Source organism: Xylanimonas oleitrophica (genome assembly GCF_003244315.1).
Taxonomy (GTDB): Bacteria; Actinomycetota; Actinomycetes; order Actinomycetales; family Cellulomonadaceae; genus Xylanimonas_A; species Xylanimonas_A oleitrophica.
Genome location: NZ_QKWH01000003.1, coordinates 188,605 through 202,028 on the forward strand (window position 1 = coordinate 188,605; position 13,424 = coordinate 202,028).

A 13,424-nucleotide genomic window follows, 5' to 3' on the forward strand; every position below is an offset into this window, starting at 1 on the left:
CTCCCTGAGGAGGAGCGCCTTCGCCCGCGGCCGTGCTCACCCCGTGACGCGCTCCCACGCGCGCACCAGCCGGGGCAGGGCCGCCTCGACCTCGACGACCTCCCGCGCGAAGCTGAGCCGCACGCGGTCGGTGCTGCCGCCGTCCGTGGTGAAGGTGGGGCCCGCACCCACGAGCACGCCCTCGGCGGCGGCCGCCGCCGCGAAGGCCTGGGCGAGGGGCCCGCCGAGCGCGGGCCACAGCACCAGCCCTCCGGCGGGCGCGGGCACGTCCCACGGCAGCGCGGTGCGCAGGCCTGCGACGAGCCGGTCGCGCTGCTCGCGCAGGACGACGCGGCGGCCCTCGAGGACCTCGGCGCGCCGGGCGAGCAGCTCGGTCACCGCGAGCTGCTCCAGCAGCGGCGAGGCGATGTCGACGGAGCCGCGCCGGCGTGCGAGCTGGGCCACCACGTCCGGGTGGGCCCGCACCCAGCCGATGCGCAGGCCGCCCCAGAACGTCTTGGACGCGGAGCCGACGCTGACCACGAACGGGGAGCGGCCGTCACCGGCGAAGGGCGGTGGCACGTCGGCGTCACGGGCCGGCCCGCCATCGGGCCCGTCGAGCACGAGCTCGGTGAGGGTCTCGTCCGCCACCACGGTGACGCCGGCCCGGTGGGCGGCGGTGCGGACGGCGGCCCGCTCGTCGGCGCTGAGGCTGCGGCCCGTGGGGTTGTGGAAGTCGGGCACCAGGTAGACGAGCCGGGGGCGCACCTGCCGCAGCGTGGAGGCGAGCACGTCGGGGTCCAGGGCCGGGCCGTCGTCAGGCCGGGCCGGGGCCGAGACCGGCACCAGCCGTGCTCCGGCGCGTCTCAGCACCTCCAGGGCGTGCACGTATGTGGGGCTCTGCACGACGGCGACGTCCCGCGGTCGCAGGAAGGTGCCGGCCAGCAGGTGGAGCGCGTGCTGAGCACCCGTCGTCACCAGGATCTGGTCGGGGGAGGTGGGCGTGCCGCGCTCGGTGTACCGGTCGGCGACCGCCTGGCGCAGCGCCGGGACACCGAAGGGCTCGTAGCCGCCCCGGGCCAGGTAGGCGGGGAGCGCCTCGAGGGCCCGGGCGTACGCGGCGTGCAGGTGGGGCGGGGCGCCGGGCGTCGCCTGGGCGAGGTCGACGACGTCGTGCCCCGGCACCTGCCAGGTGACTGCCGGGGCGTCGCCCCCTTGAGGGGTGGGCGCGGTGCTCGGCGAGGGCCGGGGGAGCACCGCCACGGTGCCGGACCCGGTGCGGGTGGCTGCGAACCCGGACTCCCGCAGGCGCCGGTAGGCGGCCGTGGTGGTGCTGCGGGAGACCCCGAGGGCGCCGGCGAGGTCGCGCTCGCTCGGCAGTCGGGTGTGGGGCGGCACGGTCCCGGCCAGCACGGCGAGGCGGAGCGCGTCGGCCAGCGCGCGGTAGGCGGGGCCGCCCGAGTGCCAGGCGCCCAGCAGGCGCGCGGTGGTGGTGGCGGAGAGGTGGCGGTGCACCGGCGGAGGCGTCACCGGGCCACTGTCGCGCGATTGGCTATGGATATCCAGTCCACTCGGGCGCATCCTGAGGCGGTGACCGTGATCCTCGGCGCCGCGCGCCGCACCGCCCAGCTCCTCCTCGGGCTCCTCGCGTTCGCCCTGTCGATGGCGATGCTGCTGCACGCCGGGCAGGGCGGCATGCCGTGGGACGTGCTCCATCAGGGCGTGGTGAGGCGGACGGGGCTGCCGTTCGGTGCCGTCGTGGTCGTCACCAGCGTGCTGGTCCTCCTCGCCTGGGTGCCGCTGCGGCAGAGGCCCGGGATCGGCACGGTCGCGAACGTCCTCGTCATCGGTGCGACCGTCGACCCGTTCCTCGCCCTCCTGGCCAGGGCGCTGCCGGAGCCGGGCCTGGCGGCCCAGGTCGCCCTCGCCCTGGGCGGCATCGTGCTCAACGGCGCGGCCACCGCCGCGTACATCGGCTCGCGGATGGGGCCTGGCCCGCGTGACGGCCTGATGACCGGGCTGGTGGCACGCACGGGCTGGCCGGTCCGGTGGGTCAAGACGGCGATCGAGGTCGTCGTCGTCCTGCTGGGCTGGGCGCTGGGTGGCACGTTCGGCTGGGCCACCGTGGTCTACGCCCTCGGGGTAGGGCCGGTGGTGCAGGTCGCGGCCCGCTGGCTCGCACCCTCGCTGAGAGGGCGAGCCGCCGGCGGGCCGCGACCCGCGACCGTCGCCTGAGCGTCAGCTCGGCCGCGTCTTCGGCGCGTTCTCCGCCGTCTTGGCCGGGTCGCGCTCGACGACGTCGCCCAGCACCTCGTCGATCCTCGCCATCAGCTCGGCGGGGATCGTCACGCCCGAGGCCTTGACGTTCTCGGCCACCTGCTCCGGCCGGGACGCGCCCACGAGGGCTGCCGCGACGTTGTCGTTCTGCAGCACCCAGGCGACGGCGAGCTGCGCCATGGTGAGGCCCAGCTCGTCGGCCACCGGCTTCAGGCCCTGCACGCGGGTCAGGACGTCGTCGTTCATGAACCGCTTGATCATGTTCGCGCCGCCCTTCTCGTCGGTGGCGCGCGAACCAGCCGGGTAGGGCTGGCCGGGCACGTACTTGCCCGTCAGCACACCCTGCGCGATCGGCGACCACACGATCTGGGAGACGCCGAGCTCGCGCGAGGCGGGCACCACCTCGTCCTCGATGACCCGCCACAGCATCGAGTACTGCGGCTGGGACGAGATGAGCTGGAACCCGAGGTCCTTGGCCAGCGCGTGGCCCGCCCGGAGCTGGTCGGCGGTCCACTCGGAGACACCGATGTACAGGGCCTTGCCCTGGCGGACGATGTCGGCGAACGCCTGCATCGTCTCCTCGAGCGGCGTCTCGGTGTCGAAGCGGTGCGCCTGGTAGAGGTCCACGTAGTCGGTGCCGAGCCGGCGGAGGGAGCCGTCGATGGACTCCATGACGTGCTTGCGCGACAGGCCCGAGTCGTTGGCGCCGCCCGGCCCGGTGGGCCAGTAGACCTTGGTGAAGATCTCCAGGCTCTCGCGGCGCTGGCCCTTGAGGGCGTCTCCGAGCACCCGCTCGGCCTGGGTGTTGGCGTAGGCGTCCGCCGTGTCGAACGAGGTGATGCCCGCGTCGAGGGCGGCGTGCACGCACTGCGTGGCGACGTCGTTCTCGACCTGCGAGCCGTGCGTCAGCCAGTTGCCGTACGTGATCTCCGTGATCTTCAGACCGCTGTTGCCGAGGTACCGGTAGTTGACCATGGCGTCACACTAGCGCCGCTGTCGCAACGATTCGAGCGATCGGGCCGCCAGCCACACGCAGCCGTCACAGCGGCTTGCGCATGATCCAGTCGTGGCGGCCCGTCTCTCCTGCCGGCACCGGGTCGCCCACGACTGCGAAGCCGCGCCGCAGGTAGGCGGACACAGCTCGTGGCACGTCGGTGAAGACCACCAGGTGCAGCGCGTCCCCGCGCTGCCGTGCCCAGTCCTCGATCGCCGCCAGCAGGGCATCGGTCACGGGCCCGCCACGGTGGGCGGGGTCCACCCAGACCCACGTCAGCTCCGGGCCGTGCGCCCGCAGGCGGCAGCCCATCACCCCGGCCCAGGCGCCGTCCGGCGTCTGCGCGACCCGCAGGGCGCGGTCCTCGCTCGCCCACTCCTCGGCCAGGGCGCGCCAGTGCTCCTCGGGCAGCACCGCCTCGACCTCGGGCCCGTGCCCGAACGCGTCCGAGGGGTCGGCGAGCATCGCCAGGCGCACCGCCCGCACGGCGCGCCACTCGTGGGCACCAGGTGCACGCACGACGAAGCCCGGCCCCGCGGGGCCGGGCCTCGTCGTCCTCGGACCGGTGAGGGTCACTCGGGCCAGACGCCGTGCTTCTTGTGCGTGGGGCGCGGCAGGCGCGAGCGGCGCATCTGGAACGCACGCATCACCGCGTACATGGCGGTGCCGCGCTCGACCGTGCCGAACTTCTCGCGCAGGCGGCGCTTGAGGCGCTGCCACATGAAGATCGCGTCACCGATGGCGATCAGCACCACCGCGTAGAGCGCGAGCAGCACGTACATGGCGAACACCACGTACTGCGCCACGAGCAGGTTCAGCAGGATGAACAGGAACGCGATCGGCAGGAAGAACTCGCCCACGTTCCAGCGCGCGTCGACGTACTCGCGCACGTACCGGCGCTGCGGACCCTTGTCACGGACCGGCAGGTAGCGCTCGTCGCCCTCCTGCATGGCCTTGTACTGGCGGGCGCGGGCCTCTCGCTGCTTCTCGCGCGCGGCACGGGCCGCAGCCCTGCGGTCCGAGGGCACCAGGGGGCGGCGGTTGGCGGCCTGCGCCTGGGAGCGCTTGGGCGTCGGCCGGCCCTTGCCGGACGCGCCGGTCACGCCCGTGACGCCGGACTGCTCGATCTTGGCGGCCTCGGCGACGGGGTCGGCAGCGTCCGCGCTCGTGGTCTTGTTGCGGGAGAACACCCGAGAAGTCTAGTGGCCCCGGAGGGCAGCCCTGACGGGCCGTGCGCCGGTAGCGTGAGCGTGTGACCGACAGCCAGCACCCCACGGACGTCGCCGCGCTGCGCGCGCACGTCGACGACCTGTTCCCCGCCCTCCAGGCCGACCTCGTCTCGCTCGTGCGCATCCCGAGCGTGTCGGCCGCCGCCTTCGACCAGTCGCACGTGGCGGCGTCGGCCGATGCCGTGGCCGCGCTGCTGCGCGACGCCGGCCTGCCGGACGTGCGCGTGCTGCGCTCGCAGCGACCCGACGGGACCCCCGGCGCCCCCGCCGTCGTCGCCCGCCGGCCGGTGCCCGAAGGGGCCCCGACCGTCCTGCTGTACGCCCACCACGACGTGCAGCCGCCCGGCGAGGGGTGGGACACCGACCCCTTCGAGCCCGTCCAGGTCGGCGAGCGGCTGTTCGGCCGCGGCGCGGCGGACGACAAGGCCGGCATCGCCGCCCACCTGGGCGCCCTGCGCACCCTCGCCGCGGCGGGCGGGCTGCCGGACGTGGGCGTGACCGTGTTCGTCGAGGGGGAGGAGGAGGCCGGGTCCCCGTCCTTCCACCAGTTCCTCACCGACCACCGGGACCTGCTCGCTGCCGACGTGATCGTCGTCGCCGACTCCACCAACTGGAAGGTGGGCGTGCCGGCGCTGACGACGTCGCTGCGCGGTCTGCTCGACGGCGTGGTGGAGGTGGAGGTGCTCGAGCACGCCGTGCACTCCGGCATGTTCGGGGGCCCCGTGCTCGACGCCAACCTCCAGCTGGCCCGCCTGCTCGCGACCCTGCACGACGACGCCGGCAACCTCGCCGTCGACGGGCTGGTCCACGCCCCGGAGCCCACGGTGGACTACGACGAGGCAGCCTTCCGTGCCGACGCCTCGGTGCTCGACGGCCTGGCGCTCGCGGGCGAGGGCAGCATCGCGGGGCGTCTGTGGACCAAGCCGGCCCTGGCCGTGATCGGGATCGACGCGACGAGCGTCGCCCACGCCTCCAACACGATCGCCCCCCGCGCCGCCGCGAAGCTGTCGCTGCGGCTGGCTCCCGGCCAGGACCCGGACGCCGCCGACGCCGCCCTGGGCGCGCACCTGGCCGCCCACGCCCCGGCCGGTGCGAAGGTGACCTGGACGCGGTGGGAGAAGGGGAAGGCGTTCCAGGCCGCGGACGACACCGCCGCGATGCGCGCCGCCCGGTCCGCGTTCGCCGCCGCCTGGGGCACCGAGCCGGTGGACGTCGGGGTGGGCGGCTCGATCCCGTTCATCGCGGACCTGCTCGAGGTCTTCCCCGACGCCGCGATCCTGGTGACCGGCGTGGAGGACCCGGACTCCCGCGCGCACGGCGCCAACGAGTCGGTCCACCTGGGAGAGCTGCGCAAGGTCGTCCTTGCCGAGGCGCTGCTGCTCGCGCAGGTCGCGCGAGGGCTGTGACCCCGGACCTGTGACCCGGGAGCCGTGACCCCGGGGCTGTGACCTGGGCTGCGAGCCCGTGCGTGCCGACCCGTCCGGTCGGCACGCACGGGCCGCGTGCGGAGATGCCGGGCCGGGCCCGGCCGAGGCGGTGTCAGCCCTGGGCAGTCTCGCCGTCGGCCGCCGGGGCCTCGCGGTGCGCGACGTCGACGGCGCGGGCCCAGGCCAGCACCTCGGCGGGCAGCTCCGGGCTCGCGAGCGGGGCGTCGTCGCCCAGGAGGGCGACGACGTCGGACATCGGGATGCGCTCACCGCTCTTGCTGAGGAACCTTGCCGCGACCCAGCCGGTGGCGCAGAGCTGGTCGCCGCGCGTGAAGACCTGCTCCATGTAGACGACGCGCGGGTCCCACCCGAGCACGCGGGTGGTGATGCGGAAGCGCTCGCGCAGCTGCAGCGAGCGCTTGTACTTCATGGTCGAGGCCGCCACCACGGGGTACCAGCGGCGCTCGTTGAGCCGGGAGAAGCCGTCGAGGTCCGCCAGGTAGTTCCACCGGGCCACGTCCATCATCTGCAGGTACGTGCCGTTGTTGACGTGGAACAGCACGTCCAGGTCGCCCGGCTGCACCCGCATGTCGGTGACCGACGGGTCGAGCACCCCCATGCCGGGCACGGGCTTGCGGGGGCGGAACGTCTTCCAGGCCAGCTGCAGCACTCGAGTCACCTGGGCAGGCTACTGCCCGAGACCCCCGGTACCAGGTATCGAGCGGCTCCAGGGGCGTCAGGGGGCGCCCTCCTCCCGGGACGGTGCCTCGTGCTGGATCGCGTGCCGCACGGCGCGAGCCACCGCCGCCGACTCCAGCCGGGCGACCAGGTGCAGCGCCATGTCGATCCCCGCCGTCACGCCCGCAGACGTGACGACGTCGCCGTCGTCCACGTACCGGGCCTCGGTGTCGACGACGACCGAGGGGTCCGCCTGCGCCAGGTCGTCGTACCGGTCGTGGTGCGTGGTCGCCGGCCGGCCGGCGAGCAGGCCCGCGGCGGCCAGCACGAGGGCGCCGGTGCACACGCTCGCCACCAGCGGGGTGCCGACCCGCACGTGCCGCAGCCACGCCAGGTGCGCCGGGTCGTCCAGCAGCGGCCGGGTGCCGGGGCCGCCGGGGTGCACGAGCACGTGCAAGGGTCCGACGTCGTCGGCGGACGCGGCGGGCAGCATCCGCAGGCCGTGGGCGAGCCGGACGCCGGCGCCGTCCCGGGAGAACGTGGCCACCGTCGGCTCCAGGGCAGAGCGCTCGGCCCACGCCGAGAGCACCTCGAACGGCCCTGCCACGTCGAGCTCGTCCGCGCCGTCGAAGACGAGGATGCCGACACGGGGACCGGCGCTGGTCGTCATGGCCACCATGCTCGTGCCACGATCGCCGTCGTGCACGTGCTCCTGCTCGCGGCCGACGCCGCCACCGCCGAGACCCTGGCGGACGCCTGGCGTGCCGCTGCGGCCGGCACGGTGGAGCCCGCGGTGCTGCCGGCGGCGGAGCCTGACGGCGACGAGCGCGACGGCGGCCGGCGCGAGACGGGTGGGGTCCTGGTCCCCGTGGCAGCCCTGGGCCTGACCAGGGCCCACCTCCCGGCGCACCCGCAGGAGGAGCGTCTGCGCCGCCTCGTCGCGGCCGCCGACCTCGTCGTCGTGCACGTGGAGCGGCTCGACGCGGCGGCCCTGCGGGCGGCGCCCCTCGGGCTGGCCGGCCGCGTCGCGGGGGAGCGGGCGCTGCCTGTCGTCGTCCTGGCGGGGCGCAGCGAGGTGGCTCGCAGGGAGTGGTCCGCCGCAGGGGTCAGCGGCGTGCACGTCGTCGGTGCGGACGGGCCCGAGGGCGGGCTCGCGCCCACGCCGGAGAACGCGGACGGCGTCGGGGACGGCGGTGCGGCGGCAGCGGTGGCGGACGGCGGGCGGGCTGCCCGGGTGGCGCGCGCGGCCCGCACCTGGGCACCCCGGTGGGCCTGACGCCCCCACGCGGCCCCGCCGGTGCGTAGTATCGGGAAGAGCGAGACCCGTCCCGTCGTTGGAGGAAGCATGACCGACACTCTCGAGACCGCCACGCACGGCGTGGTCCTGACCGACGTCGCCGCGAACAAGGTCCGCAGCCTCCTGGAGCAGGAGGGCCGCGACGATCTTCGCCTGCGCGTGGCCGTGCAGCCCGGCGGCTGCTCGGGCCTGATCTACCAGCTCTACTTCGACGAGCGTCTCCTCGACGGGGACGCGGTGCGCGACTTCGACGGTGTCGAGGTCGTCGTCGACAAGATGAGCGTCCCGTACCTCGAGGGCGCCACGGTCGACTTCGCGGACACCATCGAGAAGCAGGGCTTCACGATCGACAACCCCAACGCCGGCAGCTCCTGCGCCTGCGGCGGCTCGTTCGCCTGACGCCGCGGGGCGCGCGGCGCCTCGACGGCCCGAGGGCCCGGACATCGCGAGAGCGGTGGCCGGGCCCTCGTCGTGTCGGGGGGCCCGTGCGATAGGTCACAGGGGTGGGCACACGGCGGGCTGGTCCGTCACCTCGGGTGCGCGACAGGCGGGAGCAGGTCGGTTCGATCTGACACTTCGTCTCACGGTGTCGTGACCAGCCCGGATGGTGGCGCACGGGGCGCAAGACGTCACGTCGGGCTCACCTCGAAACGGCCGTGTCTGGGCGGAGGTCGCGCTAGGCTGCGATGTATCGAGGACGAAGGTCCCGCCGGTGGTCTGCCTGTAGGTGCCCGTGTCACGACGGGGGCCTGGGCCACGGCGCGGGTCGTGACGTGAAAGGCCTCCCTTGCAGTCGAAGCCCCCCACCCGCAGCACGCGGGCCATCCTGCGCGCGACGGCGATCGCCGGCGCCGTCGCGGTGCTGGCCTCCGGCTGCGCCAGTGAGACGATCAAGCGCGGGTACCTCCCCGGATATTCCGACGGGGAGGTGACCAACCATACGGAGCGCATCACCCAGCTGTGGGTCGGCTCGTGGATCGCCGCGCTCGCCGTCGGCATCATCACCTGGGGCCTGATCCTGTGGTGCGTGGCTGCCTACCGGAAGCGCAAGGACGACCACCAGCTGCCGATCCAGACGCGTTACCACCTGCCGCTCGAGCTGATGTACACGGTCGTGCCGCTGGCGATGGTGCTGGTGCTCTTCTACTACACCGACCGCGACATGGCCGCCATCAACAACGTCGAGGGCGAGGCCGACGTCCACATCCAGGTCATCGGCAAGCAGTGGAGCTGGGACTTCAACTACCTCGACGACGAGGTCTACGACACCGGTCAGCACCTGATCGACGTCGGCGGCCAGACCGCCGAGGACCAGGTCGACGGCGCGCGCGGCACGTCCACCGCGCTGCCCACGCTGTACCTGCCCGTCAACCAGACGGTCGAGTTCACCGTCGACTCGCGCGACGTCATCCACTCGTTCTGGATCCCGGCGTTCCTGTACAAGATCGACATGATCCCCGGGCGGACCAACACCTTCCAGGTGGAGCCCACCCGTGAGGGCACGTACGCCGGCAAGTGCGCCGAGCTCTGCGGCGAGTTCCACTCCGGCATGCTCTTCAACGTCCGCGTCGTCTCGCAGGAGGAGTACCAGGCGCACATGGACGACCTGCGAGAGCAGGGCAACGTCGGTGAGCTGGGCCTGGACCTCAACCGCCACCAGAGCGACCCGTACAACGCCCGGACCACCACCGAGGAGGCCGGTCACTGATGGCCATCACCGCTTCCCACAGCGCCCCCGACCAGATCCCCGGTCTCTCGCCCCGGCGGCAGACCCTCGGGCGTACGGTCGTCAAGTGGGCCACCTCCACCGACCACAAGACGATCGGGTACATGTACCTGATCACGTCGTTCGTCTGGTTCTGCATCGGTGGCGTCATGGCCCTGGTGATCCGGGCCGAGCTCTTCGAGCCCGGCATCCAGATCGTGCAGAGCAAGGAGCAGTACAACCAGCTCTTCACGATGCACGGCACGATCATGCTGCTGCTGTTCGCGACGCCGCTGTTCGCCGGCTTCTCGAACATCGTCATGCCGCTGCAGATCGGTGCCCCGGACGTCGCGTTCCCGCGCCTGAACATGCTGGCCTACTGGCTGTACCTGTTCGGCGGCATCATCGCCGCGGCCGGCTTCTTCACCCCGCAGGGTGCTGCCTCGTTCGGCTGGTTCGCCTATGCCCCGCTGTCGAACACGACATTCAGTCCAGGGCTCGGTGGTGACCTCTGGGTCTTCGGGCTCGCCCTGACCGGCTTCGGCACGATCATGGGTGCGGTCAACTTCATCACCACGATCATCACCATGCGTGCTCCGGGCATGACCATGTTCCGGATGCCGATCTTCACCTGGAACACGCTCATCACGAGCCTCCTGGTGCTCATGGCGTTCCCCCCGCTGGCCGCCGCGCTCTTCGCGCTCGGCGCCGACCGCCGCTTCGGCGCGCAGGTCTTCAACCCGGACAACGGCGGGGCCATCCTGTGGCAGCACCTGTTCTGGTTCTTCGGCCACCCCGAGGTCTACATCATCGCGCTGCCGTTCTTCGGCATCGTGTCGGAGATCCTCCCGGTCTTCAGCCGCAAGCCGATCTTCGGCTACAAGGGCCTCATCTACGCGACGATCGCGATCGCGGCCCTGTCGGTCACCGTGTGGGCCCACCACATGTACGTGACCGGCGCGGTCCTGCTGCCGTTCTTCGCGTTCATGACGATGCTGATCGCGGTGCCCACCGGCGTGAAGTTCTTCAACTGGATCGGCACCATGTGGAGAGGGAAGCTCACCTTCGAGAACCCCATGCTCTGGTCGATCGGGTTCCTGGTCACCTTCCTCTTCGGTGGTCTGACCGGCATCATCCTGTCGAGCCCGGCCCTGGACTTCCAGCTCTCCGACTCCTACTTCGTGGTGGCCCACTTCCACTACGTGGTGTTCGGCACCGTGGTGTTCGCGATGTTCGCCGGCTTCTACTTCTGGTGGCCCAAGTTCACCGGTCGCATGCTGGACGAGCGCCTCGGCAAGATCCACTTCTGGCTGCTGTTCATCGGCTTCCACACCACGTTCCTGGTGCAGCACTGGCTCGGCGCCGACGGCATGCCGCGCCGCTACGCGGACTACATGCCGGAGGAGGGCTTCACCTGGATGAACCAGGTGTCGACCGTCGGCTCGTTCGTGCTCGCCGCCTCGATGCTCCCGTTCTTCTGGAACGTGTATTCCACCTGGCGCAAGGCGCCGCTGGTCGAGGTCGACGACCCGTGGGGCTACGGCCGTTCGCTCGAGTGGGCCACGTCCTGCCCGCCGCCGCGGCACAACTTCACGTCGCTGCCGCGCATCCGCAGCGAGTCCCCGGCGTTCGACCTGCACCACCCCGAGGTCGTGGCGATGGAGTTCCCGGAGCTGTACCCGGGCGTCCTCGACCAGGTCTACGGTGACGCGGACCGCCGCGGCCAGCAGTCCCAGGCGCAGGAGCGTGCCGGCCAGGACTACCCCGAGAAGCACCGGAGCAGCACCACCGTCATCGACGAGCCGCGCCCCGGTAACGAGAACGACGAGGAGACCGGAAAGTGAAGATCGAGGTCAGGCTCTTCATCTGGCTCACGCCGTTCTTCCTCGTGGCCGGGGTCGTCTACGGCGTCCTGACCGGGTGGGACGAGCCGGTCGGCTACCTGGGCATCCCGCTCGTCGGGGCCCTGATGGCGATGATCGGCGCCTACCTCGCGCTCACGGCCCGTCGCATCGACCCGCGTCCGGAGGACGACGAGAACGGCGACATCGAGCAGGGCGCCGGCGACCAGGGAGTGTTCGCCCCCTGGAGCTGGTGGCCGCTGGTCATCGGTGCCGCGTCGTCCATCGTGTTCCTCGGCCTGGCCGTCGGCTGGTGGGTGCTCTACATCGGCTTCATCTTCAGCGTCATCGGCCTGATCGGCTGGGTGTTCGAGTTCAGCCGCGGGCGCCACGCCCACTGATCGCGAGCCGGCAGCGAGCAGGAAGACGCCGCACGCAGACGGTCTGCGAATCCCTCGAGAGGGGCTCGTCCTTCGGGACGGGCCCCTCTCGTCATGTCCGACGCGTGATCGGCCCTCTGTAGCGTGGGCCCGTGATCGACGACGAGAGGGCGCGGTGGATGCGTGAACGTCCTGCGGCGCAGGTCTGGCTCCTCGACGGTGTCCCACCCGCGCGGGACTTTGACGAGGTGGCCGTGGCAGCCGGTCTGGAGCCGTTGGGGAGGGCGTGGGTCGAGGTCGACCCCGAACGCGCCGAAGGCCTCCTGACGGGGCTGCTGCGCACCGGCCTGGCCTACGGGGACGAGCTGATGCCCGAAGGCCGAGCGCGTTGGCTCGCCTCCGAGTTCATCAGGTCGTGCGGCACGTATGGGGCGAGGTACGGGACGAACACCGTCGGCACACCGGGAGAGAACGGTGCGTCGTGGACGCCCGCGACGAGCCACGACGTCGACGCGGGGGTCGTGCTGCTCGGGCGTGCCGGTTCCGCGTGCTACTGGGTCGCGGAAGACGTGTGAGCGGTGAGGCCCGGTCCGACCCGGGAACCGGCGTAGAAGACGGCTACGGGCCCGCTCCCGGCGGTGACGGACACTTCCGGGGCCGCCGCGACCTGGCCGCGACGTCAGGCCAGCAACGAGAGCGAGGTCGCTGTCAGGGCGCCATGAACGACTGCGGCCCCTCCCCGTCCGGGGGAGGGGCCGCAGTCCTCTGCGAGCCGTACGTCAGACGGTCGGGACGATCAGGCCCGCGGTCTGGGACTTGGCCCGCGCGAGACGCTGCTCGGCGTCGGCCCAGTTGACCACGTTCCACCAGGCGCCCACGTAGTCGGCGCGGACGTTCTGGTAGTCGAGGTAGTAGGCGTGCTCCCAGCAGTCGAGCAGCACGATCGGCACGAGGCCGAGGGCGATGTTGCCCTGCTGGTCGTAGAGCTGCACGATGACGAGCTTCTGGCCGATGGAGTCCCAGGCGAGGATCGCCCAGCCGGAGCCCTGCACGCCGGCAGCCACGGCGGCGAAGTGGGCCTTGAACTTCTCGAACGAGCCGAAGTGCTCGTCGATCGCCGCACCGATCTCACCGGTGGGCTCGCCGCCACCCTCGGGGGAGAGGTTCGTCCAGAACGCCGAGTGGTTGACGTGGCCACCCAGGTTGAACGCGAGGTTCTTCTCGTGGAGGTTGACCGCGGCGAGGTCACCGGACTCGCGGGCCTCCTCGAGCTTCTCGAGCGCGGTGTTGGCACCGGTGACGTAGGCCTGGTGGTGCTTGGAGTGGTGCAGCTCCATGATCCGGCCCGAGATGTGGGGCTCGAGCGCCGCGTAGTCGTACGTCAGGTCAGGGAGCGTGTAGACAGCCATCAACTTCCTCCTGGGTAGGTCCGGCCGCCAGGGTGGAGGCCGGCTGGGACGCCGGGGCGGTGGTTCGGCGTGAGCCGGCCGCCACCACGGCGTACGTTCGTGGGCCTGACTCCGCGCGCGAAGTCAGGTTCCGTCCACCACAACGACGATGACCCGCGCCGCAGTCCCTCGCATGCGGGGGAAAAGTGGCACGGGTCACCGGTCGGGC

Annotated in this window: 15 protein-coding genes; 8 read left to right on the top strand and 7 right to left on the bottom strand. The window is 72.3% G+C overall.

The features are described from left to right. Positions 1-36: 36 nt before the first annotated feature. Positions 37-1,509: a MocR-like transcription factor YczR gene (gene yczR / locus DNL40_RS06530; RefSeq protein WP_245885720.1), complete on the bottom strand. Its 1,473-nt coding sequence runs from the start codon at positions 1,507-1,509 to the stop codon at positions 37-39. A 60-nt stretch (positions 1,510-1,569) separates the two neighbouring features. Here yczR and yczE point away from each other — a divergent pair, with 60 nt between their 5' ends. Then, complete coding sequence (yczE, locus tag DNL40_RS06535; RefSeq protein ID WP_245885721.1) at positions 1,570-2,214, top strand: membrane protein YczE; 645 nt, start codon at positions 1,570-1,572, stop codon at positions 2,212-2,214. Positions 2,215-2,217: 3 nt separating this feature from the next. Here yczE and DNL40_RS06540 read toward each other — a convergent pair whose 3' ends face one another. From DNL40_RS06540 to DNL40_RS06550, 3 genes are all read right to left on the bottom strand, one after another. Beyond that, a complete protein-coding gene (locus DNL40_RS06540) occupies positions 2,218-3,231 on the bottom strand; it encodes an aldo/keto reductase family protein (RefSeq protein ID WP_111250443.1) in 1,014 nt (337 codons plus the stop codon). Between the two features lie 64 nt (positions 3,232-3,295). After that, positions 3,296-3,769 (bottom strand): GNAT family N-acetyltransferase, encoded by a 474-nt coding sequence (locus DNL40_RS06545; RefSeq protein WP_111250444.1) that lies wholly within the window; start codon positions 3,767-3,769, stop codon positions 3,296-3,298. Positions 3,770-3,822: 53 nt separating this feature from the next. After that, complete coding sequence (locus DNL40_RS06550) at positions 3,823-4,440, bottom strand: DUF3043 domain-containing protein (RefSeq protein WP_111250445.1); 618 nt, start codon at positions 4,438-4,440, stop codon at positions 3,823-3,825. Positions 4,441-4,502: 62 nt separating this feature from the next. Between DNL40_RS06550 and DNL40_RS06555 the strand changes: the two genes are divergently transcribed. After that, positions 4,503-5,885, top strand: coding sequence for a M20/M25/M40 family metallo-hydrolase (locus tag DNL40_RS06555; RefSeq protein ID WP_111250446.1), 1,383 nt, complete (start codon positions 4,503-4,505; stop codon positions 5,883-5,885). A 133-nt stretch (positions 5,886-6,018) separates the two neighbouring features. Here the strand turns inward: DNL40_RS06555 and DNL40_RS06560 are convergent, their stop codons facing one another. Continuing rightward, the gene (locus DNL40_RS06560) at positions 6,019-6,585 is read right to left on the bottom strand and encodes an acyl-CoA thioesterase (protein WP_111250447.1); all 567 of its coding nucleotides are present in this window, start codon (positions 6,583-6,585) and stop codon (positions 6,019-6,021) included. Positions 6,586-6,642: 57 nt separating this feature from the next. Then, positions 6,643-7,254 carry a DJ-1/PfpI family protein gene (locus tag DNL40_RS06565; RefSeq protein ID WP_111250569.1) on the bottom strand — a complete coding sequence of 204 codons (612 nt, stop codon included), beginning with the start codon at positions 7,252-7,254 and terminating at the stop codon, positions 6,643-6,645. A 30-nt stretch (positions 7,255-7,284) separates the two neighbouring features. Between DNL40_RS06565 and DNL40_RS06570 the strand changes: the two genes are divergently transcribed. The 6 genes from DNL40_RS06570 to DNL40_RS06595 all read left to right on the top strand — a co-directional run bounded on the left by DNL40_RS06570 (position 7,285) and on the right by DNL40_RS06595 (position 12,382). Then, the gene (locus DNL40_RS06570) at positions 7,285-7,860 is read left to right on the top strand and encodes a hypothetical protein (RefSeq protein WP_111250448.1); all 576 of its coding nucleotides are present in this window, start codon (positions 7,285-7,287) and stop codon (positions 7,858-7,860) included. A gap of 69 nt (positions 7,861-7,929) precedes the next feature. Next, positions 7,930-8,280 carry an iron-sulfur cluster insertion protein ErpA gene (erpA, locus tag DNL40_RS06575; protein WP_111250449.1) on the top strand — a complete coding sequence of 117 codons (351 nt, stop codon included), beginning with the start codon at positions 7,930-7,932 and terminating at the stop codon, positions 8,278-8,280. A gap of 388 nt (positions 8,281-8,668) precedes the next feature. After that, positions 8,669-9,589, top strand: a complete 921-nt coding sequence (ctaC, locus tag DNL40_RS06580; protein ID WP_111250450.1) for an aa3-type cytochrome oxidase subunit II — start codon at positions 8,669-8,671, stop codon at positions 9,587-9,589. Then, positions 9,589-11,430, top strand: a complete 1,842-nt coding sequence (ctaD, locus tag DNL40_RS06585; protein WP_111250451.1) for an aa3-type cytochrome oxidase subunit I — start codon at positions 9,589-9,591, stop codon at positions 11,428-11,430. Before ctaC ends, ctaD begins: the two co-directional genes overlap by 1 nt. Then, positions 11,427-11,828 carry a cytochrome c oxidase subunit 4 gene (locus DNL40_RS06590; RefSeq protein WP_111250452.1) on the top strand — a complete coding sequence of 134 codons (402 nt, stop codon included), beginning with the start codon at positions 11,427-11,429 and terminating at the stop codon, positions 11,826-11,828. The genes ctaD and DNL40_RS06590 overlap by 4 nt, the downstream gene beginning before the upstream one ends. A gap of 131 nt (positions 11,829-11,959) precedes the next feature. Beyond that, positions 11,960-12,382: a hypothetical protein gene (locus DNL40_RS06595; protein WP_111250453.1), complete on the top strand. Its 423-nt coding sequence runs from the start codon at positions 11,960-11,962 to the stop codon at positions 12,380-12,382. Positions 12,383-12,586: 204 nt separating this feature from the next. Here the strand turns inward: DNL40_RS06595 and DNL40_RS06600 are convergent, their stop codons facing one another. Then, complete coding sequence (locus DNL40_RS06600; RefSeq protein WP_111250454.1) at positions 12,587-13,216, bottom strand: superoxide dismutase; 630 nt, start codon at positions 13,214-13,216, stop codon at positions 12,587-12,589. Positions 13,217-13,424 lie beyond the last annotated feature (208 nt).